This is a genomic window from Eleftheria terrae (assembly GCF_030419005.1).
GTDB lineage: Bacteria > Pseudomonadota > Gammaproteobacteria > Burkholderiales > Burkholderiaceae_C > Caldimonas > Caldimonas terrae.
The window spans coordinates 505,770-530,938 of record NZ_CP106951.1 but is presented as its reverse complement, the minus strand read 5'-3'; the positions used below and the strand labels follow the sequence as shown (position 1 = coordinate 530,938).

Annotated in this window: 18 protein-coding genes; 8 read left to right on the top strand and 10 right to left on the bottom strand. The window is 69.0% G+C overall.

Going from position 1 to position 25,169, the window contains the following annotated elements:
* Window positions 1-61 precede the first annotated feature (61 nt).
* From N7L95_RS02635 to glgA, 5 genes are read left to right on the top strand one after another with little or no spacing between them, the layout of a single operon-like run.
* Window positions 62-1,324 carry a glucose-1-phosphate adenylyltransferase gene (locus N7L95_RS02635; RefSeq protein WP_363324858.1) on the top strand — a complete coding sequence of 421 codons (1,263 nt, stop codon included), beginning with the start codon at window positions 62-64 and terminating at the stop codon, window positions 1,322-1,324.
* Window positions 1,325-1,335: 11 nt separating this feature from the next.
* Window positions 1,336-3,459 carry a glycogen debranching protein GlgX gene (gene glgX / locus N7L95_RS02630; RefSeq protein WP_301258258.1) on the top strand — a complete coding sequence of 708 codons (2,124 nt, stop codon included), beginning with the start codon at window positions 1,336-1,338 and terminating at the stop codon, window positions 3,457-3,459.
* 14 nt (window positions 3,460-3,473) lie between these two features.
* Window positions 3,474-5,306 carry a malto-oligosyltrehalose trehalohydrolase gene (gene treZ / locus N7L95_RS02625; RefSeq protein ID WP_301258257.1) on the top strand — a complete coding sequence of 611 codons (1,833 nt, stop codon included), beginning with the start codon at window positions 3,474-3,476 and terminating at the stop codon, window positions 5,304-5,306.
* Entirely contained in the window at window positions 5,303-10,426 is a 5,124-nt protein-coding gene (locus N7L95_RS02620) for a malto-oligosyltrehalose synthase (RefSeq protein WP_301258256.1), read from the top strand. The genes treZ and N7L95_RS02620 overlap by 4 nt, the downstream gene beginning before the upstream one ends.
* 6 nt (window positions 10,427-10,432) lie before the next feature.
* Window positions 10,433-11,875, top strand: a complete 1,443-nt coding sequence (gene glgA / locus N7L95_RS02615) for a glycogen synthase GlgA (RefSeq protein WP_301258255.1) — start codon at window positions 10,433-10,435, stop codon at window positions 11,873-11,875.
* A 32-nt stretch (window positions 11,876-11,907) separates the two neighbouring features.
* On the opposite strand, the gene N7L95_RS02610 is transcribed toward glgA, so the two are convergent.
* From N7L95_RS02610 to mltG, 7 genes are all read right to left on the bottom strand, one after another.
* On the bottom strand, window positions 11,908-12,138 hold the full coding sequence (locus N7L95_RS02610; RefSeq protein WP_301258254.1) for a hypothetical protein: 231 nt from the start codon (window positions 12,136-12,138) through the stop codon (window positions 11,908-11,910).
* A gap of 113 nt (window positions 12,139-12,251) precedes the next feature.
* The gene (locus tag N7L95_RS02605; RefSeq protein WP_301258253.1) at window positions 12,252-12,935 is read right to left on the bottom strand and encodes an ankyrin repeat domain-containing protein; all 684 of its coding nucleotides are present in this window, start codon (window positions 12,933-12,935) and stop codon (window positions 12,252-12,254) included.
* A 73-nt stretch (window positions 12,936-13,008) separates the two neighbouring features.
* On the bottom strand, window positions 13,009-13,803 hold the full coding sequence (locus N7L95_RS02600; protein ID WP_301258252.1) for a TatD family hydrolase: 795 nt from the start codon (window positions 13,801-13,803) through the stop codon (window positions 13,009-13,011).
* A 90-nt stretch (window positions 13,804-13,893) separates the two neighbouring features.
* Window positions 13,894-14,289 carry a PilZ domain-containing protein gene (locus N7L95_RS02595; RefSeq protein WP_301258251.1) on the bottom strand — a complete coding sequence of 132 codons (396 nt, stop codon included), beginning with the start codon at window positions 14,287-14,289 and terminating at the stop codon, window positions 13,894-13,896.
* Complete coding sequence (gene holB / locus N7L95_RS02590) at window positions 14,286-15,299, bottom strand: DNA polymerase III subunit delta' (protein ID WP_301258249.1); 1,014 nt, start codon at window positions 15,297-15,299, stop codon at window positions 14,286-14,288. The genes N7L95_RS02595 and holB overlap by 4 nt, the downstream gene beginning before the upstream one ends.
* Window positions 15,296-15,907, bottom strand: a complete 612-nt coding sequence (gene tmk, locus N7L95_RS02585; RefSeq protein WP_301258248.1) for a dTMP kinase — start codon at window positions 15,905-15,907, stop codon at window positions 15,296-15,298. Before tmk ends, holB begins: the two co-directional genes overlap by 4 nt.
* Before the next feature lie 21 nt (window positions 15,908-15,928).
* Entirely contained in the window at window positions 15,929-16,921 is a 993-nt protein-coding gene (gene mltG, locus N7L95_RS02580) for an endolytic transglycosylase MltG (protein WP_301258247.1), read from the bottom strand.
* Window positions 16,922-16,994: 73 nt separating this feature from the next.
* On the opposite strand from mltG, the gene ygfZ reads away from it, so the two are divergent.
* The 3 genes from ygfZ to N7L95_RS02565 all read left to right on the top strand — a co-directional run bounded on the left by ygfZ (window position 16,995) and on the right by N7L95_RS02565 (window position 19,222).
* Window positions 16,995-17,978, top strand: a complete 984-nt coding sequence (gene ygfZ, locus N7L95_RS02575; RefSeq protein ID WP_301258246.1) for a CAF17-like 4Fe-4S cluster assembly/insertion protein YgfZ — start codon at window positions 16,995-16,997, stop codon at window positions 17,976-17,978.
* 69 nt (window positions 17,979-18,047) lie between these two features.
* Window positions 18,048-18,338: a DUF4936 family protein gene (locus N7L95_RS02570; RefSeq protein WP_301258245.1), complete on the top strand. Its 291-nt coding sequence runs from the start codon at window positions 18,048-18,050 to the stop codon at window positions 18,336-18,338.
* Complete coding sequence (locus N7L95_RS02565) at window positions 18,326-19,222, top strand: NRDE family protein (RefSeq protein ID WP_301258244.1); 897 nt, start codon at window positions 18,326-18,328, stop codon at window positions 19,220-19,222. The genes N7L95_RS02570 and N7L95_RS02565 overlap by 13 nt, the downstream gene beginning before the upstream one ends.
* Window positions 19,223-19,347: 125 nt before the next feature.
* Here N7L95_RS02565 and N7L95_RS02560 read toward each other — a convergent pair whose 3' ends face one another.
* The 3 genes from N7L95_RS02560 to N7L95_RS02550 all read right to left on the bottom strand — a co-directional run bounded on the left by N7L95_RS02560 (window position 19,348) and on the right by N7L95_RS02550 (window position 25,150).
* Window positions 19,348-19,917, bottom strand: coding sequence for a suppressor of fused domain protein (locus N7L95_RS02560; RefSeq protein WP_301258243.1), 570 nt, complete (start codon window positions 19,915-19,917; stop codon window positions 19,348-19,350).
* Entirely contained in the window at window positions 19,910-24,289 is a 4,380-nt protein-coding gene (locus tag N7L95_RS02555) for an RHS repeat-associated core domain-containing protein (protein WP_301258242.1), read from the bottom strand. Before N7L95_RS02555 ends, N7L95_RS02560 begins: the two co-directional genes overlap by 8 nt.
* A gap of 102 nt (window positions 24,290-24,391) precedes the next feature.
* Complete coding sequence (locus N7L95_RS02550; protein ID WP_301258241.1) at window positions 24,392-25,150, bottom strand: SMI1/KNR4 family protein; 759 nt, start codon at window positions 25,148-25,150, stop codon at window positions 24,392-24,394.
* Window positions 25,151-25,169: the final 19 nt, after the last annotated feature.

Here is a 25,169-nt window from a genome sequence, read left to right as displayed (position 1 = left end):
GCTTCGGCAGCTGTACCGCGCCCCTCAACAACATTTATCTGCTGCCTATCCGGAGAACCCAATGATCGCTGGAAAGAACGTGCTCGCTTTCGTGATGGCGGGAGGCGAAGGCTCCCGGCTGCACCCCCTCACGGTGGAGCGCTGCAAGCCCTCGGTGCCCTTCAACGGCAAGCACCGCATCGTCGACTTCGTGCTGAGCAATCTCGTCAACTCGGAGATCTATTCGATCTACCTGCTGGTGCAGTACAAGTCGCAGTCGCTCATCGAGCATGTGCGGCAGTCCTGGACCATGACGCGCTTCATTCCCCAGCACTTCGTCACGGTGGTGCCGCCACAGATGCGCAATGGGCCTCGCTGGTTCCAGGGCACCGCGGATGCGGTCTACCAGAACCTGCACTTGATGGACACGCTGCAGCCCGACCTGGTGGCGGTGTTCGGTGCCGACCACATCTACCGGATGGATGTGCGCCAGATGATCCAGTGCCACCTGGCCGGCAATGCCGACGTGACGGTGGCCACCTTGCCGGTGCCGCTGGAGCAGGCGAGCTCCTTCGGTATCGTCGAGACCAGCGACGACGGCCGCATCCAGGCCTTCACCGAGAAGCCGCCGAAAGCCCGGCCGATGCCCGGCCGCAGCACGCACGCGCTGGCTTCGATGGGCAACTACATCTTCAATGCCGACGTGCTGCGCCGCGAGCTGCAACGCGCCCATGAGACCGGCGAGAGCGACTTCGGCAAGCACCTGCTCCCCCGGATGCTGAAGACGCACCGGCTGCTGGCCTACGACTTCGACACCAACGTCATCCCCGGCACGCAGCCGTACGAAGAGCATGGCTACTGGCGCGACGTCGGCACCATCGACGCCTACTTTCATGCTCACTTCGACACCCTGGGCGCCGAGCCGAAGTTCCGCATGACCAACAGCGCCTGGCCGATCTATGCAAGCCCCGACCAGGCGGAGTCCGCACAGATCGAGCAGGGCTTCATCAACCATTCCACGATTGGCTCGGGCAGCATCATCCACGGCGCCTACCTCGACCATGCCATGCTGCGCCGCTCGGTGCGGGTGGAACAGGACGCCCGGCTGGAGCACTGCATCCTGATGGAGCGCACGGTGGTGAGCCGCGGCGCCAAGATCCGGCGAGCCATCATCGACCAGGACAACTTCATCCCGCCGGGCGAGACCATCGGCTATGACCTGGAGAAGGACCGCCAGCGCTTCCAGGTGAGCGAAGGCGGGGTGGTGGTGGTGCCGCGCTGCTATTTCAGCCGCAGCGCCGGCACGCCGGCTGCGTTCGTGGAACGGGCCACCGCCCTGGGGTGATGCACGGCTAGATGTCAAAACCCCGCACGAGAACCGGCCGCCCCTACCCGCTCGGAGCCACCTGGGACGGCCGGGGCGTCAACTTCGCCTTCCATTCCAGCGTCGCCGAGCGGGTCGAGTTGTGCCTCTTCGAGCGCGACGGCCAGCGCGAGGCGCGCCGCATCGAGCTGGAGCACCACCGGCACAACGTCTGGTACGGCTATGTGGCCGGCTGCCGGCCCGGCGACCTGTACGGCCTGCGCGTACACGGCCCCTATGCGCCTGAGCACGGCCTGCGCTGCAATCCGCACAAGCTGCTGCTGGACCCATATGCGAAAGCCATCGTTGGCGAGCTGCGCTGGACAACGGCGCACTACGGCTTCCAGCTCGATGCCGATGGCGCCGCGACCGAGCTCCCCGACGCACGCGACAACGCCGACTTCCTGCCCAAGTGCCAGGTGGTGGACGACAGCTTCGACTGGGAGGGGGACACGCAGTTGCGCACGCCCTGGGCCGACACGCTGATCTACGAGGTGCACGTCAAGGGCTACACCGCGCTGCATCCCGACGTGCCACCGGCCCTGCGCGGCAGCTATGCCGGGCTGGGCAGCGAGCCGGCCATCGCCCACCTGCGCCGGCTCGGTGTGACGGCGGTCGAGCTGCTGCCGGTGCATGCCTTCTTCGACGACGAGCGGCTGGTGAAGCTCGGCTTGCGCAACTACTGGGGCTACAACACCGTCGGCTACTTCGCGCCCGAGGCGCGCTACAGCGCCAGCGGGGCGGCGGTGACCGAATTCAAGCAGATGGTGAAGGCGCTGCATGCAGCCGGCATCGAGGTGATCCTGGACGTGGTCTACAACCACACCGCCGAAGGCAACGAGCTCGGCCCCACCTTCTCGTTCAAGGGCATCGACAACCCGGCCTACTACCGGCTCGACCCGAAGGACCGGCGCCACTATGTCGACTACACCGGCTGCGGCAACACGATGAACACGCGCCACCCTGTCGTGGTGCGCATGATCATGGACAGCCTGCGCTACTGGGTGCAGGAGATGCACGTGGACGGCTTCCGCTTCGACCTCGCCTCGGCCCTCGGCCGCGGCCAGGCCGACTTCGACCTGCACAGCGGCTTCTTCACCGCCATTGCACAGGACCCGCTGCTGTCGCACGTGAAGCTGATCGCCGAGCCCTGGGACCTGGGCGAAGGCGGCTACCAGGTCGGCGGCTTCCCGCCCGGCTGGGCGGAATGGAACGGCCGCTACCGCGACACGGTGCGCGACTTCTGGCGACCGCGCGAGGGCAACCTGGCCGAGCTGTCCAAGCGCCTGTGCGGCTCCAGCGACATCTACCAGCACGCCCGCCGCTGCCCCACCGACAGCATCAACCTCGTCACGGTGCACGATGGCTTCACGCTGCACGACTTGGTCTCCTACAACGAGAAGCACAACCTGGCCAACGGCGAGGACAACCGCGACGGCGACAACCACAACCGCAGCTGGAACTGCGGCGCCGAAGGCGAGACCGACGACGAGCTGGTGAACGCGCTGCGCGAACGCCAGAAGCGCAACCTGCTGCTCACGCTGCTGCTCTCGCAGGGCACCCCCCTGCTGCTCGGCGGCGACGAGATGGGCCGCACGCAGCGAGGCAACAACAACGGCTACTGCCAGGACAACGACATCAGCTGGCTGCCATGGCCGCAGGATGAGCGCTCGCGGCGCCTCTGCGACTTCGTGCAGCGGCTGGTCGCCTTCCGCAAGGCCCAGCCGGCCCTGCGGCGCAGCTCCTTCTTCTCGGGCAAGGCCGATGCGGATGGCCACAAGGACATCACCTGGCTCACACCCGCCGGCACCGAGATGGCGTCAGCCGACTGGGTGCAGCCGGGGCTCGGTGCCGTGGCCGCTCTCATCTGCGGCTGGAAGACCGACCAGCACGACGAACACGGCGAGCCGCTCACCGGCGACTCGGTGCTGATCCTGCTCAATGCGCAGGACGACCCGGTCGCCTTTGCGCTGCCCGAGCATCACGGCGCCGCCTGGCTGCCGCGCTTCGACACCCGCACCCCGGTCGGCCTGCCTGCCTTCGAGGGCATTGCCACCGAAGGCCAGTACGTGGTGGCGGGCCGCTCGATTGCTGTGCTCACACAGCCCTCCATTTGACCCAGGAGCCTTGGATGCAATACGTACACGAGATGCCCTTCGGCGCTCGGCTGCGTCCCGAAGGCGGAGCGCAGTTCCGCCTCTGGGCGCCCGCAGCGCGCACGGCCCGGCTGGTGCTCAAGCACCAGCAGCAGGAGCAGCAGTTCGAGGCGCATGCCGGCGCCGACGGCTGGTACCGGCTGGTCGTGCCCGAAGCCGCGGCCGGCGACCTCTACCAGTGGTTCATCGACGATGAACTGCGCGTACCGGACCCGGCCTCGCGCTTCAACCCCGAGGGCCCGCACGGCCCGAGCCAGCTGGTCGACCCGCTGAAGTTCGACTGGGACAGTGCCTGGTGCGGCCGGCCCTGGCATGAAGCGGTGATCTATGAGCTGCATGTCGGCTGCTTCACGCCGGCCGGCACCTACGCGGCGGCGGAGGCACAGTTGCCGGCGCTGGCGCAGCTGGGCATCACGGCGGTGCAGCTGATGCCGCTGGCGGACTTCCCCGGGCGCTTTGGCTGGGGTTATGACGGCGTGCTGCCCTTCGCGCCACATGCGGCCTACGGCACGCCGCAAGACCTCAAGCGCTTCATCCAGGCCGCCCACCGGCTCAACATGATGGTGCTGCTGGACGTGGTCTACAACCACTTCGGGCCGGACGGCAACTACCTGCCGCGCTACGCGCCGCAGTTCTTCACCGACAGCCACAAGACCGCCTGGGGGCCGGCCGTCAATTTCGATGCGCCCGGCTGCGAGACCGTGCGCGACTTCTTCATCAACAACGCGCTGTATTGGCTGCAGGAGTACCGCTTCGACGGCCTGCGCTTCGACGCGGTGCACGCGATGCTCGACAACAGCCGGCCCGACATCGTCGAGACCCTGTCGGCCCGGGTGCGCGAGGCCTGCCCCGGACGGCATGTGCACCTGGTGCTGGAGAACGACAGCAACGATGCCCGCCGGCTCGCGCCGCCGGCCACGCCCGGCCGCTTCGACGGCCAATGGAACGGCGACTTCCACCACACCCTGCATGTGCTGTTGACGGACGAGCACGACGGCTACTACGCCGAATACGACCGGCCGCTGGAGCAGCTGGCCCGGGTGCTGGTGCACGGTTTCGCCCGCCAGGGCGGCCCGCACAACAGCGAGCATGCCGCGCCGCGACAAGCGGCCGAAGGCACGGTGCCGCTCGGCTGCACGGTGAACTTCCTGCAGAACCATGACCAGATTGGCAACCGTGCCTTCGGCGAGCGCTTGGCGCAGCTCGCCGATGCCACCTCGCTGCGGCTGGCCACCGCGGTGTGCCTGCTGAATCCGTCGCCGCCGCTGCTGTTCATGGGCGAGGAATTCGGTGCGCAAACGCCCTTCCTCTACTTCGCCGACTGGAGTGGCGACCTGCGCGAGGCGGTGCGCGAGGGCCGGCGCAACGAGTTCTCGCACTTCCCGCGCTATGCCGAGGCAGCTGCGCGCAACGAGCTGCCCGACCCCTGCGACCCGGCCACCTTCGAGCGCAGCAAGCTCGACTGGGTCAGTGCCCAGGCGGTGGCCCATCGTGAGTGGCGCCATCTCTACGGCCAGCTGCTGGCGCTGCGCGCCCGCGCGCTGACGCCGCACCTGCGGCGGCTGCTTACCGGCGCGCACAGCGCCGAGCCGGCCGGCGACGGCGCCCTGCGGGTGCGCTGGCGTTTCGAGGGCGGCCATGCGCTGGAGATGCTCATTAACCCGCAGCATCGCAGCTGCCAGCTCGACAGTCCCTCGCAGCCGCAAGGCCTGGAAGACGCCACGCTGCTCTTCAGCCTCGGCGACGTGGTGGCGGATGCGCTCGGCCCGTGGGGCGGGCGCTGGTATTGGGGACACGAGGCGAAATGATGGATATGTGTGCACATTCGGCCCTGCATCGTCTGTGCGATCAGGTTGGCCTGGCCACCCGCTACATCGACTGCTGGGGGCGCGAGCAGCAAGTCCCTCCAGATACGCTGCGGGCGCTGCTGCGCGCCTTGGGAGTGACAGCGGATAGCGAAGCCGCGGCGGAGGCCGACGTACAGCGCCGCCAAGCTGAAGACGCAGAGGCCGGGTTGCCGCCCGTATGGGTGGTTCCCCAGCGCGAGCGGGCCCCGCTCGACATCCCGGCCGGCCACCAGGCACTGCAATGGCGGCTGGACCTCGAGGACGGCCAGAGCCGTGAGGGCCGCCTCGACGCTGATGGCCGCCTGACGCTGCCGGACGAACTGCCGCTGGGCTACCACCGCCTGCGGCTGCAGGACAGCGGCCGCGACGTGGCCGGCACCACGCTGATCGTCAGCCCGCCGCAGTGCTGGCGGCCGCCGGCCTTCGAGGCCGGCCAGCGGCTGTGGGGCCTGTGCGTGCAGCTGTATTCGCTGCGCTCGGCCCGCAACTGGGGCATCGGTGATTTCTCGGACCTGCAGCGCATGATGGAGATTGCCGCCGCGCTCGGTGGCTCCTTCGTCGGCGTGAACCCGCTGCATGCGCTGTTCCTGCATGCACCAGGCCAGGCGAGCCCCTACAGTCCGTCGAACCGCTGCCTGCTGAACGTGCTGTACCTGGACGTCGAGGCGGTGCCCGAATTCGCCAGCTGCGAGGCGGCCCAGCGCCATGTGCAGGCCGCGCATTTCCAGCAGCGGCTGCAGGCCTTGCGCGAGAGCACCCTGGTGGACCACGCAGGTGTGACGGCGGCCAAGCTCGAAGTGCTGGAGCTGCTGTACGCCGAGTTTCGCCGTCAGCATCTGGGCCGGGACAGCGTACGGGCGCAGGCCTTCGATGCTTTCCGCCGCGAACAGGGCGAGGTGCTGCGCCACCAGGCCCTGTTCGAGGCCATCCAGGCGCATTTCCACCGGCAGGACGCCTCCATCTGGGGCTGGCCCGCCTGGCCCGAGGAGTGGCGCGAGCGTGGCAGCGCCGCGGTCTCCCGTTTCGAGGCCGAGCAGCTGGAGCGGATCGAGTTCTACGAGTACCTGCAATGGCTGGCCGACGAGCAGCTGCAGGCGGTGGCGGCGCGAGGCGAAGCGCTCGGCATGTCCATTGGGCTGTACCGCGACCTCGCGGTGGGCTCCAACGAAGGGGGCACCGAAACCTGGGCCAGCCCCGCCCTGTACGCCCGCGGCGTGCACGTGGGCGCGCCGCCCGACGAGCTGAATCCCGGCGGGCAGGACTGGGGCCTGCCACCGCCACGGCCCGATGCGCTGCGCGAATCGGGCTACGAGGCCTTCGTGCGCACGCTGCGGGCCAACATGCGGGCAGCCGGCGCGCTGCGGCTCGACCATGTGATGGCCCTGCGGCGGCTGTTCTGGATCGCGCCGGGCGGCGGGGGCGGCGCCTACATGCACTATCGCATCGACGAGATGATGGCCATCGTGGCGCTGGAAAGCGTGCGACAGCGCTGCCTGGTCATCGGCGAGGACCTGGGCACGGTGCCGCCCGAAGTGCAGCAAGCGATGCAGCAATACGGCCTGCTCTCCTACTGCCCCCTCTACTTCGAGCATGACGAGGAAGGCGGCTTCCGCGCCCCGGGTGACTGGAAGCCGCACTCGCTGGCAGTGGCGGGCACGCACGACCTGCCCACCCTGCGCGGTTTCTGGCGCGGCGAGGACATCGCGCTGCGACGCAAGCTGGGCCTCTACCCGGCCGAGCAGGCCTTCCGCAAGCACAGCGTGGAGCGGGCCGCCGACCGGGCCCGGCTGCTGCTGGCGCTCGAAGCCGAAGGCCTGCAGCCGGCTGGCGAGGCCGCCCGGCCAGCGCCGCTGGAGCTCACCCCGGAGCTGGGCACCGCGCTGCACGAGCTGCTGGGCCGCACGGCATCCCAGCTGGTGGGCGTGCAGCTGGAAGACGTGCTCCTGCAGCTGGAGCAGGTGAACCTGCCGGGCACCACCGAAGACCGGTGGCCCAACTGGCGCCGCAAGCTGGAGCTGGATCTGGATGCCCTGGCCCACGATTGGCGGCTGCTGGCAGTGGCCGGCGCGCTGGCCCGCTCGCGCGCCCATGCGGCGCGCCCGTCCACCGCGCTGGCCCTGCCCGCGCTGGATAGCGCGCTGGTGCCACGTGCGACCTACCGGCTGCAGCTGCATGGCGACTTCACCTTCAGCCAGGCCACCGGGGTGGTGGACTACCTCGACGCACTGGGGGTGAGCCACCTCTACAGCTCCTCCTACCTGAAGGCGCGCTCGGGCAGCACGCACGGCTACGACATCGTCGACCACAACGCGCTCAACCCCGAGATCGGCACCGAGCAGGATTTCGAGCGGCTGTGCCTGACCCTGGCCAAGCGCGGCATGCACCAGCTGCTGGACATCGTGCCCAACCACATGGGCGTGCTGCAGGCCGACAACGCCTGGTGGCTCGACGTGCTGGAGCACGGCCCGGCTTCCGAGCATGCCGAGACCTTCGACATCGACTGGCACCCGCCCTCGCCCGAGCTGGCCGGCCGGGTGCTGCTGCCGGTGCTCGGCGCGCCGTATGGCGAGGTGCTGGAGGCCGGTCAGCTGGCCTTGTCCTTCGACGGCGAGCGCGGTGAATTCCGGCTCGGCTACTACGACCACCGCTTCCCGATCGATCCGCGTGACTACGCCCGCATCGTGCGCAGCACGCCTGCGCCGCTGCCGCAGGATGACGCCCAGGCCGAAGCCTTGCACGCGGTCGAGTCGCTGCTGGACGCCTTCGCACGGCTGCCGGACCGCAACGAGGCCGGGCCGGCCGCCCGGGCCACGCGCCAGCGCGACCAGGCACTGTACAAGCAGCAGCTGGCCGAGCGCTGCCGCGAGCTGCCCTGGCTGGCCCACTGGGTGGCAGCCAGCGTGCAGGCCCTCAACGGCCGCCCCGGCGAGGCGTCCAGCTTCGACGGGCTGGACGGCCTGATCCGCCGGCAGGCCTACCGGCTCGCCTACTGGCGGGTGGCGGGCGACGAAGTCAACTACCGGCGCTTCTTCGACATCAGCACGCTGGCCGCCTTGCGCATGGAGCGCGAACCGGTGTTCGACGCCAGCCACCGCACCCTGCTGCGCTGGCTGGCCGAAGGCCGCATTGCCGGGCTGCGCATCGACCACCCCGACGGCCTGGCCGATCCCTGCGGCTATTTCCAGCGGCTGCAGTCGCAATACGCGGCCCTGCAGCGCAGTGGCCCGGCCGGCAAGGACGAGGCCCCGCGTGCGCTGTACCTGGTGATCGAAAAGATCCTGGCCGAGCACGAGCGCTGGCCGTCGAGCTGGCCGGTGCACGGCGACACCGGCTACCGCTTTGCCAACCAGGTGAACGGGCTGTTCGTGGATGGGCGCCAGGCGCCCGAGTTCGACCGCATCTATGCCGGCTTCATCGGCACGTCGCTGGACTTCGATGAACTGCTGCACGAGGCCAAGCACATCATCATCAACAGCGCGCTGGCCGCCGATCTTCAGATGCTGACCGCTGCGGCCTACCGCATCTGCCAGCGCGACCGCCATGCACGCGACTTCACCCGCAACGCACTGAAAGCCGCCCTCGCCGAGCTGGCCGCCTGCTTCCCGGTGTACCGCACCTACATCGGCGAGCACGGCGCCGACGAGATCGACCGGGCCCACCTCGACTGGGCCACTGCAGCGGCCAAGCGGCGCAGCAGCGAATCCGCCGGGGTGGTGCTGGAACACCTGCGCACGCTGATGCTCGGCGCGGCCGAGGAGCCCGACCCGCAGGCCCGGCAGGACCTGCTGGCCTTCGTGCGGCGTTTCCAGCAGTTCACCGCGCCCGTGATGGCCAAGGCCATGGAGGACACCGCCTTCTACCGCTACCACCGCCTGGTTTCGCTCAACGATGTGGGTGGCGACCCGCGCAACTTCGGCACCACCGTGGCGGCCTTCCATGTCGCCAACCAGTCGCGGGCGCGCTTCATGCCGCACACCCTGCTCGGCAGCTCCACCCACGACAGCAAGCGTTCGGAAGACCTGCGGGCCCGCATCGACGTGCTCAGCGAGGTACCGCAGGCCTGGCAGGACGCGCTGGGACGCTGGCACGCGCTGGCCGAGCGCCAGCTGCCGTCGCTGGACGCCGGCACGCTGCGGCCCGACCGCAATGACGAGTACCTGCTCTACCAGACGCTGTTCGGCGTCTGGCCCGTCGAGCCGCCCGAGGCACAGCAGCTGGATACGCTGCGCCAGCGCGTGCAGGACTACATGCTGAAGGCGGTGCGCGAGGCCAAGCAGCACACCAGCTGGGTGGAGCCGAATGCCGACTACGAGGCGGGCCTGGCACGCTTCATCGATGTGCTGCTGCGCCAGGGCGCGCCGAACCCCTTCCTGCAGGATCTGCAGGGCTTCGCCCAGGCGCTCGCCCCCTTCGGCTGCTACAACAGCCTGAGCCTGGTGGCGCTGAAGTTCACCTCGCCCGGCGTGCCGGACATCTACCAGGGCTGCGAAGGCTGGAACTTCAGCCTGGTGGACCCGGACAACCGGCGGCCGGTGGACTTCCAGGCGCTGCGCCAGCAGTTGCAGGGGCTGCAGGCGATGTGTGAAGGCGGCGAGCTGCCCCGCACTGCCCTTGCCAGCCTGCGCGAGGGCCTGTACGACGGCCGCCTGAAGCTGCTGCTGACCTGGCGCCTGCTGCAGTTGCGCCGCCAGAGGGCGCAGCTGTTCGAGACCGGGCGCTACCTGCCGATCGAGGCGGACGGCCCCGCGGCGGAACACATCGTCGCCTTCGGGCGCGAGGCGCGCGGCCAGCGCAGCCTGACCATCGCCACCCGCTTGCTGCACACGCTCACCGGCGGCCAGCTGCAGGCCCTGGCCGACCCCGCCACCTGGCGCGACACCACCCTGCCCCTGCCACCCGGCTTCGGCACCGGCGCCTGGCGTGATGCCATCACCGGGCGGCGGGTTGCCGCCCTCGCCGATGGCAGCCGCCTGCGCCTCGGCGAGCTGCTGGCCGAGCTGCCGGTGGCGGTGCTGGTTCCCGAAACCGACGCGGGGCCGGCCGACGCCCGCGAACCGACTTCTTCTTCCGACCCTGCCTGAGCCTCCATGTCCAAGGCCCTCAAGATCCTGTTCGTGACGCCCGAATGCGCCCCCTGGGTGAAAACCGGTGGGCTGGGCGACGTCAGCGCCGCGCTGCCGCAAGCACTGGCCGCTCTGGAGCATGACGTCAAGCTGTTGATGCCAGCCTACCCGGCCCTGCGCGCCCTGCGCGACGGCGCGCGCCTGCTCTTCCAGCGGCCGGCCCAGGGGCACTGGCCGGCCGCGCGCGTGCTGCATGCCGGCCGGCACGACGGCGTCGAGCTGCTGCTGCTGGACTGCCCCGGCTACTACGACCGCCCCGGCGGGCCCTATGAAGACCCGCAGGGCGAGAACGCGCTGCGTTTCGGCTTGCTCAGCCGTGTGGCCGCGGAGCTGGCGGGCGGGGCCTCGCCCTGGCGCGAGTGGCGACCGGACATCCTGCACTGCAATGACTGGCCCACCGGGCTCGCGCCGGCCTACCTGCAGCAGCTGCAGCCGGGCGGCACGCGCAGCGTGATGACCATCCACAACCTGGCCTTCCAGGGCCTGTTTCCGCTGGAACGCGCCCGCGAGCTGGAGCTGCCACCGCCATGGCTGGTGCCGGACGGCCTGGAATACTGGCACCAGCTGTCCTTCCTGAAGGCCGGCATCAACTTCAGCGATGGCATCACCACCGTCAGCCCGAGCTATGCCCGGGAGATCCGCGAGCCGGCGTCGGGCTGCGGCTTCGATGGCATCCTGCGCGCGCGCGCCGGGCGCCTGTGCGGCATCCTCAATGGCATCGACGAAGCGGTGTGGAACCCGGCCACCGACCCGCACCTGCCGCAGCGCTACGACAGTGGCCGGCTCGAACTCAAGCGCGTGAACAAGGCCACGCTGCAGCAGCGCTTCGGCCTGCAGGAAGACGACGGCGCGCTGCTGTTCGGGCTGGTGAGCCGGCTGACCGAGCAGAAAGGGATCGATCTGATCCTGGAGGTGCTGCCCTGGCTGCTCGCGCAGGGCGGGCAGCTGGTGGTGCTTGGCGTCGGCGAGGCGGGGCTGGAGCAGCAGCTACGCGACTGTGCCGGCCGGCATCCGCGGCAGGTGGCGGTGGAGCTGGGTTTCAACGAGGCACTGGCCCACCAGATCGAGGCGGGGGCGGACGCCTACCTGATGCCGTCGCGCTTCGAGCCCTGCGGGCTGAACCAGATGTACAGCCAGGCGTACGGCACGCCACCGGTGGTGCATGCGACCGGCGGGCTGGCCGACACGGTGGTGGACCTGGCGGCTGCGCCGGAGCGCTCCAGCGGCTTCTCGTTCTCGCAGCCCACCGCAGGCGCGCTGCAGGCGGCGCTGCAGCGGGTGTTCGAGGCCTGGCGGGAACCGGCGGTGTGGCGGGGACTGCAGCAGCGCTGCATGGCGCAGCAGCTGGGATGGCGGGGCCGGGCGCAGCGCTACGTGGACGTCTATCGCGAGCTGCTGGCGGCCTGAGCAGGCGGGAGGCCGGCGCCGCCGCCGGTGGCTCAGGCTTCGGTGTCGGCGCTGGTGGCTTCGGCGTCGGTCTCGGCCTCGCTGTCGATCTCCTCGTCGAAGGCGGCCGTGTCACGCGACACGGTGGCCAGCAGCGGCTTGTCGAGCGGGCGGCAGATGCGGCGCTTCAGGCGGCTCAGCCGCTCCGAGCTTTCGACGGCGCTGAGCACGGCTTGCGGGTTCAGCATCAGGGCAAACGGGTCGGCGGGCAGTTGGGTTTGCATGTCGAAGGCTCCAGAAAGGGCGGTGGGCATGCAGTGAACTTTAGGCCTGGCCGGCTGGGCCCGGTAGTCGGGCCCCAGCCAAAGAAACGTCGGAATTCGCCCGACAAACGCCCCTAGTCGGCGCCCGACGCAGGCGCTGCAATGGCCGGCGCGGCGTTGTACGTACGGGCATGCCGCTCGATCTCTTCGGCCAGCTTGACACGCTCGGCCGCCCGGGCGAAATCAGCCGCCGTCAGCCCCTTCTCGTTGCGCAGCGTCGGGTCGGCACCGGCCTCGAGCAGGACGCGCGTGGCGTCGTCGCTGCCATAGCGGGCGGCCATCATCAGCGGCGTGGTCTTGTTGGGCGATTCGGCGTCGATGAAGGCGTGGTGCTCCAGCAGCAGCGCCACCACCTCGGGCTTGCCGCCGCTGGCGGCGTAGTGGAGCGGGGTCCAGCCGGTCTTGTTGACGTCGGCACCCCGCTCGATGAGGCGCCGGCACCAGTCCAGCTCGCGCTTGAGCGCCGCCATCATCAGCGGCGACTCGCCCAGCGCGTTGAGGCGGTTGACGTCCACCTGCGGGTGGGCGAACAGCGCCTCGGCCGTCTTCAGGGACACCTCCTGCAAGGCAATGGTGAGGCCGGCCCGGCCGTGCTCGTCCAGCGTGTTGGGGTCGAAGCCCCGTTGCAGCAGCTCGCGCACGGTGTCGCCGTCGTCGCGCATCAGGGCCCGGAAGAAATCGACATAAGCCCCTGCCTGGGCCATCGGCGCGGCCAGCGCCAGCACCAGCGCCCACACCCACTTCAGCTCGATGCGCACGACACGACTCCTATTATTTCACGCCAAAAAATAAGCGACCCGACAGCCGCTTAGCGCCTATTGATGAAAAAACTCAGGCCGCAGCCTGAAGCCGCGGCACACCGAACAAGCGCTCGAAATTGCGGCTCGTGGCGTCCGCCACCTCCTCCACCGACAGCCCCTTCAGCTCCGCCAGCTGCCGCGCCACATGAGGGACATAAGACGGGTTGTTGGTCTTGCCGCGGAAGGGCACCGGCGCGAGGTAGGGGCTGTCGGTCTCGATCAGGCAGCGCTCGAGCGGCACATGGCGGGCCACCTCGCGCAGGTCGGCCGCGGTCTTGAAGGTCAGGATGCCCGAGAAGGAGATGTAGAAGCCCAGCTCCAGGGCGGCATCGGCCACCTGCTGCGTCTCGGTGAAGCAATGGAAGACGCCACGCGCCCGGCCCTGGCCCTCTTCCTGCAGGATGGCCACCGTGTCGTCCGAGGCACTGCGGGTGTGGATCACCAGCGGCTTGTCCAGCGCCAGCGCGGCCCGGATGTGGGTGCGAAAGCGCTCACGCTGCCACTCCATGTCGGCCACGCTGCGGCCGTTGAGGCGGTAGTAGTCCAGGCCGGTTTCGCCCAGGGCCACCACCTTCTCGCGGGAGCCCAGGTCGAGCAGCCGCTGCAGGGTCGGCTCCTGGACGCCTTCGTTGTCGGGGTGCACGCCGGCACTGGCCCAGAAGTTGTCGTGCTGCAGCGCCAGCGCGTGCACGGCGTCGAACTCTTCCAGCGTGGTGCAGATGCACAAGGCCCGGTCCACCTGGGCGGCGGCCATGGCCTGGCGGATGGCGCCGAGCTGCTCGGCGAGTTCGGGAAAGGTGAGATGGCAGTGGGAGTCGACGAACATCGAATGTCTGGATGGCGGGCCAATGAAAACAGGCGCCTAGCCTACACCGGCCGGCGCCTGATTCGGGAGCCCAGGGGGCTCAGGAGAGCGTCAAAGGGTTTGCGTGGGCTTGGCCGACTGGATGGCGGTGCCCAGCAGTTCCTCGATGCGCATCTTCAGCAGCCGCGACTTCTCGTCGCTCGGGAAACGCACGCCCACCCCTTGCGTGCGGCCGCCGGAAGCGTTGGCCGGGGTGACCCAGGCCACCTTGCCGGCCACCGGGTAGCGCTGCGCATCCTCCGGCAGCGACAGGAGCAGGTAGATGTCTTCGCCGAGCTTGTATTCACGGGTGGTGGGCACGAAGAGGCCACCGTCGGTGAAGACCGAGATATAGGCCGCATACAGCGCACCTTTCTCCCGGAACACCAGCTGGATCACGCTGGGCCGTGCCGGCGTGACGCCCGCCGGGGCGGCAGGGACAGGACGTTGTTGGGTCAGCTCGCTCATTCGGCGGAGTGTAAGGCGCGCCGCGCCTGGGCCACAAGCGACTCGAGCATCAGGCCGGCATTCCAGGCGTGCTCTTCGTGACGGGCTACACGGCGCAGCTCCGCGCCCCAGGCGGTGAGCGCGGGCAAGCCGGCACGCAGGCCCTTGAAGGCCGCCGCCGGGAAGTAGCGCGGCTGCGCCCCCACCGTGACGCACAGCGCGTCGTGGCAGACCTTTTGCAGCGTCTCGACCGCCAGCGGCACCGACCAGCCAGCCAGGGCCGCCACCTCCCCGCCCGCCAGCCGTGCGGGCAGCTGCTGCCAGGCGGCAGCATCCAGGCCCTGTTGCGCCAGTTGCCGCGCGGCCAGCGGCAGTTGCCCGGCGGCGGCCAGCAGCACCTCGGCGCCGGCCAGGCCCTGCGCCTGCAGCCACTCGCGCGCCTGCGCCTCGCTGGGTGGCGCCAGGCGCTGCAGCTGGCAGCGGCTGCGGATGGTGGGCAGCAAGGCGTCCACCGCTTCGGTGCTCAGGACAAAGCGCGCCTGGCCCGGCGGCTCCTCCAGCGTCTTGAGCAAGGTGTTGGCCGAGATGGCATTCATGCGCTCGGCCGGATGCACCAGCACCACCTTCGCGACACCGCGCGAGGAGGTCTGCTGGGCGAATTCGACCGCGCGGCGCAAGGCCTCGACCTTGATCTCCTTGCTGGGCTTGGCCTTGGCCGCCTTGGCCTTGCCTTCGGACTCGGTCTCGGCGGCGGCCCAGCCCAGCTCCTCTTGCAAGGCCTCGGGCAGCAGCACCAGCAGGTCGGGATGGGTGCGTGCCTGAACCAGCGTGCAGCTGGCACAGCCGCCGCAAGGGCGGGCAGCCGCGTCGGGATGCTCGCAGAGCCAGGCCTGCGCCAGCGCCAGCGCCAGCTCGAACTGGCCGATGCCGGGTGGCCCGGCCAGCAGCACGGCATGGCCGCGCTGAGTGGCCAGCAACTCGCGCAGCGGCGCCTGCAGCCAGGGCAGGCCCGGTGATGCCGCCCCGCTCACAGGCCGTGCCGCGCCACCGCGGCCTCGAGTTGGGCCCACACGGTGGCCCGCTCCTGCCCCGCATCGAGCCGGGCAAAGCGCTGCGGATGGGCCTGTGCGCGAGCGGCGTAACCCTCGGCCACACGGCGGAAGAAGGCCAGCGGCTGCTGCTCGAAACGGTCCGGCACCCGGGCGGTGGACAGGCGCTCGGCCGCCACTTCGGGGGGCAGGTCGAACCACAGCGTGAGGTCGGGCTGGCGGCCTTGCTGCACCCAGTGCTCCAGTTGCGCGAGCACTGCCGTGTCGAAGCCGCGGCCGGCGCCCTGGTAGGCGAAGGTCGCGTCGGTGAAGCGGTCGCACAGCACCACGCAGCCGCGCGCCAGCGCCGGCTCGATCACCTGTTGCAGGTGGTCGCGGCGGCCGGCGAAGATCAGCAGCGCCTCGGTCAGCGCATCCATGGATTGCTGCAGCACCATCTCGCGCAGCGCCTCGGCCAGGGGCGTGCCGCCGGGCTCGCGGGTCAGCACAACCTCGCGCCCGGCACGGCGCACGCGCTCGGCCAGGGCCTGGATGTGGGTGGACTTGCCGGCACCGTCGATGCCTTCGAAGCTGATGAAAAAACCGCTCATGCCGGCCTGGATGGAAAGGGTTCAGCGTTTGCGCTGGTACTTGTCGACCGCACGATTATGCTCATTGAGGCTTTCGCTGAAGACGCTGCTGCCATCGCCCCGCGAGACGAAATACAAGGCCTTGGTGGCAGCCGGCTGCACGGCCGCCAGCAGCGACGCCTTGCCGGGCATGGCGATGGGCGTCGGCGGCAGGCCGGGCCGGGTGTAGGTGTTGTAGGCGGTGTCGGCCTGCAGGTCGCGCTTGCGCAGGTTGCCGTCGTAGCGGTCGCCGAGGCCGTAGATCACGGTGGGATCGGTCTGCAGCGGCATGCCGATGCGCAGGCGGTTGTTGAAGACGCCGGACACCATGGCGCGGTCGCTCGACAGGCCGGTTTCCTTTTCGACGATGGAGGCCAGCACGAGGGCATCGTCCGGGCTCTTGAGCGGGCTCGATTCAGCACGGGCGGCCCAGCTCTCGGCGAGCTTGCGCTCCATGGCGCGCATGGCGCGCTTCATCACCGCCATGTCGCTGCTGCCACGGCTATAGGCGTAGGTGTCGGGGAAGAAGCGACCTTCGGGATGACGGCCCGGAGCGCCGAGCGCGGCCATGATCTCGGCGTCGCTCATCGCCGCGGTGGTGGGCCGCAGTCCTTCGGCACGCGCCAGCTCGGCGCGGAACTGCTTGAAGGTCCAGCCTTCGATCAGGCGCACGGTGGCCAGCGTCTCGTCGCCCAGCACCATCTTGCGCAACAGCTCGCGGGGCGTGACGCCGGGGCCGATCTCGTAGCTGCCCGCACGGATGCGGCGCGCCTGGCCCGACCAGCGGAACCATTCGTAGAGGGCAAGCGCCGGCGCCTCGACCCCGGCCGCCACCCAGCCATTGGCGATCTGCCGCGGCGACATGCCGCTCTCCACCGAGAACTCGACCGACGGCGACGCCAGCGGCAGCGGCCGGTGCAACCACCACGCCACCACAGCGGCCGCCAATGCCGTCAGCAGCAGGAGGACGCCGAACAGGCGCTTCAGCAATCGCATCACGAATGAACCATTTGAAGCCGGGGTTGTCCCTGGCGCAGACCGGTGAACGGGGGGTGATGATAATGGAGGCATGAACACCGATAGCTCCGTCCATCCCTCCCCCGCCCCCGTCGAGGGTGCCGTTGCCCTCAGCCACTGGGGCGTGATCGCTGCCGACGGCGAGGAGGCGGCCAAGTTCCTCCACAGCCAGCTGACGCAGGACTTCGCGCTGCTGGGCACGGGCGAGGCGCGCCTGGCCGGGCTGTGCTCGCCGAAGGGCCGGTTGATGTTCAGCTTCGTCGGCTGGAAGGAAAGCGCCAGCCGCGTGCTGCTGGCCCTGCCTGCCGAGCAACTGCCCGCCGCCCTCAAGCGGCTGAGCATGTATGTGCTGCGTGCCAAGGCCAAGCTGAGCGACGCGAGCGCCTCGGTGCGGCTGCTGGGCCTGGCGGGCCCGGCCGCCCGGGCCTGGCTGGGCGAGCAGGCGCCGGACAAGGTGTGGGGCCGCTCGGCCGCCGGCGACCGCTGCGTGATCCGCCTGCCCGACGCGCTGGGCGAGCCGCGCTACCTCTGGGCCGAGGCGAGCACCGACGCCGCGGCCGCCCAGGCCGGCCCGCAAGCCGCCCTGCCCTCGCTGCCGCTGGGCGTATGGCAATGGCTTGAAGTGCAAAGCGGCGTGCCGAGCATCGTGCCGGCCACCATGGAGCAGTTCGTGCCGCAGATGGTCAACCTGGAGGCAGTCGGTGGCGTGAATTTCCAGAAAGGCTGCTATCCCGGTCAAGAGGTGGTGGCCCGTAGCCAGTACCGCGGCACCCTCAAGCGCCGCGGCTTCCTGCTGCATTCGCCGCAACCGGCGGCGCCTGGCCAGGAGATCTTCCACAGCGCCGACCCCGGCCAGCCCGCAGGGCTGATCGCCAACGCTGCCGAAGTGCCGGCGGGCCTCGACACGCCAGGCTGGGCCGTGTTCGCCGAGCTGAAGCTGGCCGCGGCCGAAGGCGGCAGCCTGCACCTGGGCAGCGCGGACGGGCCCCCGCTGAGCCTGCGGCCGCTGCCCTATGCCCTGCCGACCGAAAGCTGATCGGCGCGTGACTTCCTTCACCCTGGCCCGATCCGGCGCCCCGCATTAGTTCACGTCTGAGGTTTCTGGGTGCGCCGCCTTTTCATCTACTATCGAATCGCCTCGGCCGACGCCGCTGCCGCGCAGCCGGTGGCCCGGGCGATGCAAGATGCGCTGTGCGCGCGCCATCCCGGCCTGCAGGCCGAGCTGTGGCGCCGCCCGCAGGAGAAGGACGGCATGCAGACCTGGATGGAGATCTATATGCACGCAGAGGGGGTGGGGCCGGTGCTGGAGGGTGAGATCGCAGCGGCTGCGCAGGTCCTGGCAGCCTGGCTGCAGGGGCCGCGTCACTGCGAGGTGTTCGTGCCATGTGCCTGGTAGCCCTGGCGGTGGATGCCAGCCGGCGCTTCCCGCTGGTGGTGGCGGCCAACCGAGATGAGTACTTCGACCGCCCGGCAGCCCGGCTGGCATGGTGGCTGCCCGAAGGCGGCGGCCCCGAAATCCTGGCTGGTCGCGACCTGAAGGCCGGCGGTACCTGGATGGGCCTGACGCAGGCCGGCCGCTTTGCGCTGGTGACCAATGTGCGCAACCCGGCTGATGTGGACCCGGCGGCGCCGTCGCGTGGCGGCATCGTGCCGTTGTGGCTGCGTGGCGACCTGTCGGTGGACCGGTTCTGGATGCAGGCCAGCTTGAGCGGCTACAACGGCTTCAACGTGGTGGCGGCAGACTTCAGCCAGGGCGACTGTTTCTGGGGCTCGAACCGGCAGCGCTTCCCGAAGCGACTGGAACGCGGCGTGTACGGCTTGTCGAACGCCGCGCTGGACACGCCCTGGCCCAAGGTCGAGCGGCTGAAGCAGCACCTGCGCTCCGCGCTGAAGGAGGCCGACTCGGCCGACCAGCTGGCCGAGCGCCTGTTCGAGGGACTGGGCGACCGCACCGAGATCGCGGACGAATTCCTGCCGCACACCGGCGTGTCGCTGGAATGGGAGCGGTGGTTGTCGCCCGCCTTCATCCGCACGCCGGACGGGCGCTATGGCACGCGCTGCTCCACCGTGCTCGTGACCGAGCGGGTCAGGCGACGGCTGGTGACGCATGTGATCGAGCGCACCTTCACGCCGGCGAAGGGACCGGGGGTGGCCTTGCTGAGGCGGTCGACGCTGAAGGCCTGGCCGCCGCTGGGAGCTGTGGCGGAAGCCGCGGTGACGGCCGCCGTCACGCGGTCCGGGCCTGCGGCTGGTGAACTGGGGCAGGAAAAAAGGCGGTAGGCCGCGTCAGCGGCAATCCGTGGCGTCCGGCGGCTCCGCCTTGTCCCGACCATGCCCATTCGGCGAGGTGCTGGCGCCGGTGGAGCCCGGGTCGCCGCAGACGCTGATATGGGCCGCAGCGCGGTTCACACTACCGAAGCCCTCTTGATGTCGAAAGGATCGACACCCTTCTTCTCAAGCAGATCCTCGAAGGCGTCCGCGCCGTGGGCCATCACGAAATCGTGCTCGGCCCTGGAAACGAACATGGCGGAGTAGACAAACCCTTCCGTCCCCGGTGCCGGCAGTTTCACCTTCTCGTATCCCATCGGAAACGCATAGGGAATCGTGAAATACAGCGCCTCCTTGTCGAATTCCTTGGCAAAACCAGGATCGATTTTCGACACCCCCGCAATCGACATTCCACGATCCATCTGGATCCTGTTTTGCACGATGAAGAACAGGGCATTGGCGAGGATACGCTCGCTCGCCTCGATGGCCGCGTCGGTCACCAGCGTGACTTCCGCGACCTCTCCGATCACCTCTTCGTAACGGCTCAAGCCAAGCGAATTGGAGACCGCACACCCCGGGAACACCTTCTCGTATCTCAGGATCTGAATGGATGGTGCCTCCTCGCTCTGCCTGAAAACCTGCCGCGCCTTCGGCGCCCCAATGAAGCGGGAAAAGTGGTCGTAAAAGGCAGCGCCGTAATCACTCATCAGTATCTCCTGTTCTGTATCGGCCGGGGATGCCTTCGAATTCATGACTCACATTGCAGGGCGGGCACTGCACCCGGAGGTCGCGATTGTATTCGTCCAGCACGGTCTCGCGGTCGATGTCCTCGCCCGCCGCCTGCCGCTCCTTCAGGTTGTCCACCCGCTCTGCCCAGGTGTCCGGGAAATGGTCCAGGTCGTACCCGACGCGCTCGATCGGGCCGTTGCGGGTGTCCACGGTAATCTTGTCGGGAATGACATTGCCGCAGGTCTCGCAGATCATTTCCCCGTCTTCATTCTTTGGAGCCCGCCGCTCCGCGCGCCGTCGAGCATCGGTGCGGAATGAACCGCGCTCGAAGAGATTATCGCCATCCTCACCGCCAATGCGCTTGTAGCGCGACGCTTCGGGATCGTAGTAATAATTGTCGGGATTTTCCCTGGCGCGCTCGGGAACGCTGAAGCCTTCATCGATGCGTTGCTGTATCGGGATTCCGTGCGGCGGTCTTTCTGCCACTGGGCCACTTGCGTCGGCATGCTCCCCATCGCCCGCTCCGCCATCCTCGCAGCTCAAGCCGAACACGTCGACCTGAGTCAGCGGGTTCGCCGTATAGGCATATAGATTCAAGCCCCCCGACTGCCCGATCGGGTCGGACTGCAGATATCTCCCCAGCTTCGGGCTGTAGAAACGGAAGCGGTTGTAGTGCAGCCCGACATCCCTGTCCTCGAAATGCCCCGGCCAGCGCAGGTCGTATTCAATCCGATTGTCTTTGGAGGGCCGTATGCTTCCATATGGATCGATATCGTCCGCTCGCCACGCATCGTCTCCGTTGGCGTCCTCGATGAACTCTGGCAGGCCGCTCTGGTCGGTGAAAATGTAGTAGGCGCGCCCAGTATCCGCTGCTGCGTCCAAGGACGGGTAGTCGAGCACCATGAATGGAAGAAGCGCCTGCTCATTCACATAGATATAGAGCCGCAGTTGTCCCTGCGGACCGACCTCCGCGCCCAACCGGTCGCCATCCCAGTAATATTCCGTCCGGGCTTCGCCAAGGGTTTTCGCAACCCGGCGGCACAAACCGTCGTATTCAGCCGCCCAGCCGTCCTTGCGATCGCTCCATGTCACCCGGGCCAGCAGATCCATGCTGTCGTAGTGATAGGTGGTGCGCTGTCCACCGGCAGCGACGGTCTCGGCCAGGTGGTTGCGCTCGTTGTAGAGATGGCGTCCCAGCGTGGATTCCAGCAGCCGGTTGCCGCCGGTGTATCGCATCTCTGCGCAGGTGGGAGAGGTCAGCAGATTGCCGCCAGCATCATATTGATAGCGCCGCACTGGCCAACCATCGCGCGTCTCGGCAATCAAGCGGTGGCTGGCGTCATAGTGATACTGCGAGGTGCTTTCGGCACCGCTGCTCACCACCCGCAGCAGTTCGCCCGCCGCACTGTATTGGTAGCGCACCCAATGGCCGGTGTCCGCGCACTCATCCCGCCAGCGCAAGCGGCCCACGCATCGGCCGTTGTGGTCGAAGCGCCGGACCTCGCTGGTCCCGTTGTCCAGCGTCATCAGCACTGAGCCGTCGGGGTCGCGCTGCAGCCGGTGGATACCGCCGTCCGGCGTGCAGATCAGCACCTCGCCGTCCGGCGCCCGGTGATACTCGACCGCAAAGCGGCCGAGGTAGGCGGTCCGTTTCAGGGCCCGTCCCTGGTACTCGTGCTGAACCCCGACGCCGTCGCGGGTGTCGGATGTGCGCCGCCCCCAGGCGTCGCGGTCAATGCGCACTTGGTGCTTCTCGGTCGATGCTTCGGTGATCCGGCCACGGTCGTCATGGCAGTAGCGATGGACCTCACCGCTGCTGAGGACACGCCGGTGGTGCAGCCCGTTCTCGCCCACCTGGAAACTGAGCAGCAGCTGGCCGTTGGCATCCCGTTTCTCGATCAGCCGGTCACCGCCGTCGTAGCGGTAGGTCTCGCGTACCACGCCATGGCGGATCACGCCGGTGAGGCGCCCCTTGTGGTCGTACTCATACCTGCTTTCGTTGCCATTGGCGTCCACGACAAGCGCCGTCTGCTCGCGCAGCGTGTACCCATACTGCACGGTGTGGCCGAGCGGGTTCGTCTCCAAGCCAGGCAGGCGCCAGGAAGACAGGGCATAGCACCAGCGCCGGCCGTCCTTGTCTTCGAAGGCCGAGAGATAGCCGGCGGCATCACGCTCGAACGATTCTTGGCCATCGTGCACATCGACCGTGGCCACGATGCGCCCAGCGGCATCACGCTCCACCACCGGCTCGGCATGCACCGGCTCGGGCAATGCCAGCACCTGCGCGGCCATCGTCTGCAAGGGCACCGGAATGCCGAAGAACTCCGCCGGCGGCAGGTCCTCCACCCTGCCCCACTGCAGGGCCAGCGACGTGCTCGGCACCGTGTGCGCCAGTGGATTGGGCAGCCTCGGCGCCTCGTCCTTCGTCGGCCACACATTCCCCCAGCGGTCGCGGCGCCCGGTGTTGCGGCCCCGCGCGTCGTACAACCACTCCATCACTCGCCCGCCGGAATCCACCTCCCGCAGCACGCGGCCGTCTTCCCCGGTGATGCGCTCGGTCGCTCCGCCATACGGGTCCACGATGCGCGTGACCGTGCCCACCTCGTTGTGCATGAACACCCAGCGCCCGCCGTCGGCCTCCGTCACCAGCGTGCGCCCGGGCTCGTACTTGAGCTGCACGCGCCAGACCTGGTCCTGCCCGGCACTGGCGATGCAGCGGCCCTCGGCGTCGTACTTGTAGAAGAACGAGAAGCCGTTGCGGTCGGTCTCGCGCGTCATGCGCCGGTCTTCGTCGTAGGCGTGGCTCATCGCGGCGCCCAGCGGGTCGGTCCAGCTGCGCAGGCAGCCAGCCTCGTCGTAGGCATAGCGCGCGATGCTCGCCAGCTCGTGCCCGCGCGAGCGCAGGATCTCGGTCAAGCGGCCATGCTCGTCGTGCGTGAACCAGAAGCTCTGCTCGAACACCTGCTCCTCGCCCGCTTCGGCCACCACCGCCAGCCGTCCGGCCGCGTCATAGCCGAAGTGCATGCGGCTGCCCCCACCCACCACGGCCACCAGCCGCGCCGCCGGCGCCTCGGCCGACTCGCGCTCGAAGCCCATGCTGCCGTGCACCGCGTGCTCCACCACGAAGCGGTGCTCATCTCGCTGCAGCAGCTCGTAGCCGGCCAGCACCCCGCCATAGCGGCCGTCCTCGGCCCGTGGGAAGCTGTACTGCCGGCCTTCGCCGTCGATGTAGATCGCCCGTGTGCGCAGCAGCCGCAGCTCGCGCTGGTAGTAGTGCCGGAAGCCGTAGCCCAGCAGCCCGTCCTGCTCGCAGCGCCCGCTGTCGTAGTAGCGCTCCCAGCGGAAGCGCCCGGGCCCCAGCTCCTGATGGTCCAGGAACTCGTTGACGCAGGCCCCCGTCACCGGGTCCACCGGGTGGCCCGGGCGGTCGCACTTGGCGTTCTCGGCATGCCGCGGCGGCTTCTTGGCCTTGGCATCGGCCACCTTCTTCACCGCCTTCAGCAACCCCGCCGCACCGGCCAGCGCGTCCAGCGCATCGGGCAGCGGCATGCCGCCGATCAGCACCGTCGGGTTGCCCAGCAGCAGGGCACCCATGCTCGGCGCAATGCCGGGGTCCTTGCCCAGCAAGGCGCTCATCGCCGCAATGGCCGCATCGGCCGCCGCCTGGGCCGCGGCCATCTTCGCCGCCCCGGCATTGCCGCCGGCCGCCTGCGCCCCGGCCGACAGCCCCCCGGCCGCCGCGCCGATGGCCGCCATCGCCACCCCCAGCTTGCCGAACATCGACGCCGGGTTGCAGTGCCGGGTCATGTCCAGCCCCAGCCGCGCCGCCCGCGAGCCGCCAATGAAGGTGTTGCTCGATCCGGTGAACACGTCATAGGCCGGCGCAAAGCTGCCGCAGGTCGGCGCAATGCCCAGGTCACCTGCCCGCGCCGCCGGGATGCCGGAGATCAGCACCCCCACGCTGCCCGAGCCCACCGTCGCCCCCAGGCTGGGCAGCGGCACCATCATGCTCGGCGGGTGCGCATGCGCATGCGGAATGCCCAGGTGCGGCACCGTGAGAAACGCCGCCGGCATCCCAGGCACCAGCGAGTTGAACGGCGCCGTCAGCAGCGACAGCCCGGTGTTCAGCAGCTCGAACGGCGCGCCCACCACACCCAGCGCCGCGTTCACCCAATGGCTGGCCACGCCCACGCTGCCCTGCTCCGGCGGCGGGCTCTCCTGGAACGGTGCGGCCGTGCGGTTCACCGCGCCGGCCAATGCGTCCACGCCGCTGTTGCCGGTGGGCGCAATCAGCGGGTCGGCGGCCGGCTCCTCCGCCCCGGGTTGGAGTTTCTCGCTGGGAAGGGTCATGTTCTACAAAGCAGGTGCCAAGCACCGAACCCGCTTACCTCGTCAAACTGAAGAAAAACCAAACCACGGGCCTGCGGCTTTCAATCGGCGAGCAGTGCCATTTCAGCGGGTAGGCTCTGCCCCCAGCTGCGCAGCCAGGCGCTGGGCCATGCCATCCACCCGTTCGCGAGCCGCACCGGAGGCGACGATCACGATGCCTCCTTCCTCCGGCAGCTTGGTCCAGACCTGCACATCGGAGGCGGCCGCACAGAAGTGAGCCCGGTCGTTGAACCAGGCCGGCATCAGCCCTTCCTGCTCGGCAAGCTGGGAAAGCACCTCGGCCGCAGAACCGCCGCGGCTGCCCAGCGCCGAACGCAGCCCGGCCTGACTCGCACTGAACGACAGCGTGACCGGGAACTGCCGCCGCTGTGCTCGCAGGCTCGCATGCTGGAACAGCAGCTTCTCCCACGACTCCGCATAGAAGCTGATGAACTCGCCATACGAGGTGACGTACACCGCTGGTTCACCGGAACTCCCGTCCCTGAAATCGAGACTCAGCTGATCTCCGGTTTCAAAGCTACCGACCAAAGGAGCCTCGGGGCTCATCTCGTCGTATTCGAACTGCTCGGCTTCCTCGTACAGACCAAGCAACCAGTCAATGGAGCGATGCGACAGCGGCGGCGCGATGAGGCCGCCATCGTCCTGCCCCAGATGCTGGGCATAGATGAGGTAGGACGGCGGATACTGGCGACCCAGGTCCTGCAGCCCCGACATCTGTGTCAGGCGGGCCAGATCTTCACTGCTCGCGCCGCGGATCGTGCGCCGCCATTGCGGGTCGGAGCGCGAAACATAGTCGGCAAGCCGTTCGAAAAGTGTCTCCACCGGGCCCGTTGCCGGAAAA

What these genes read in the sequence shown, in the direction of transcription:
- N7L95_RS02635 (WP_363324858.1), top strand. Translation starts at nt 62, where the DNA reads ATGATCGCTGGAAAGAACGTGCTCGCTTTCGTGATGGCGGGAGGCGAA.
- glgX (WP_301258258.1), top strand. Translation starts at nt 1,336, where the DNA reads ATGTCAAAACCCCGCACGAGAACCGGCCGCCCCTACCCGCTCGGAGCC.
- treZ (WP_301258257.1), top strand. Translation starts at nt 3,474, where the DNA reads ATGCAATACGTACACGAGATGCCCTTCGGCGCTCGGCTGCGTCCCGAA.
- N7L95_RS02620 (WP_301258256.1), top strand. Translation starts at nt 5,303, where the DNA reads ATGATGGATATGTGTGCACATTCGGCCCTGCATCGTCTGTGCGATCAG.
- glgA (WP_301258255.1), top strand. Translation starts at nt 10,433, where the DNA reads ATGTCCAAGGCCCTCAAGATCCTGTTCGTGACGCCCGAATGCGCCCCC.
- N7L95_RS02610 (WP_301258254.1), bottom strand. Translation starts at nt 12,138, where the DNA reads ATGCAAACCCAACTGCCCGCCGACCCGTTTGCCCTGATGCTGAACCCG.
- N7L95_RS02600 (WP_301258252.1), bottom strand. Translation starts at nt 13,803, where the DNA reads ATGTTCGTCGACTCCCACTGCCATCTCACCTTTCCCGAACTCGCCGAG.
- N7L95_RS02595 (WP_301258251.1), bottom strand. Translation starts at nt 14,289, where the DNA reads ATGAGCGAGCTGACCCAACAACGTCCTGTCCCTGCCGCCCCGGCGGGC.
- tmk (WP_301258248.1), bottom strand. Translation starts at nt 15,907, where the DNA reads ATGAGCGGTTTTTTCATCAGCTTCGAAGGCATCGACGGTGCCGGCAAG.
- mltG (WP_301258247.1), bottom strand. Translation starts at nt 16,921, where the DNA reads ATGCGATTGCTGAAGCGCCTGTTCGGCGTCCTCCTGCTGCTGACGGCA.
- ygfZ (WP_301258246.1), top strand. Translation starts at nt 16,995, where the DNA reads ATGAACACCGATAGCTCCGTCCATCCCTCCCCCGCCCCCGTCGAGGGT.
- N7L95_RS02565 (WP_301258244.1), top strand. Translation starts at nt 18,326, where the DNA reads ATGTGCCTGGTAGCCCTGGCGGTGGATGCCAGCCGGCGCTTCCCGCTG.
- N7L95_RS02560 (WP_301258243.1), bottom strand. Translation starts at nt 19,917, where the DNA reads ATGAGTGATTACGGCGCTGCCTTTTACGACCACTTTTCCCGCTTCATT.
- N7L95_RS02555 (WP_301258242.1), bottom strand. Translation starts at nt 24,289, where the DNA reads ATGACCCTTCCCAGCGAGAAACTCCAACCCGGGGCGGAGGAGCCGGCC.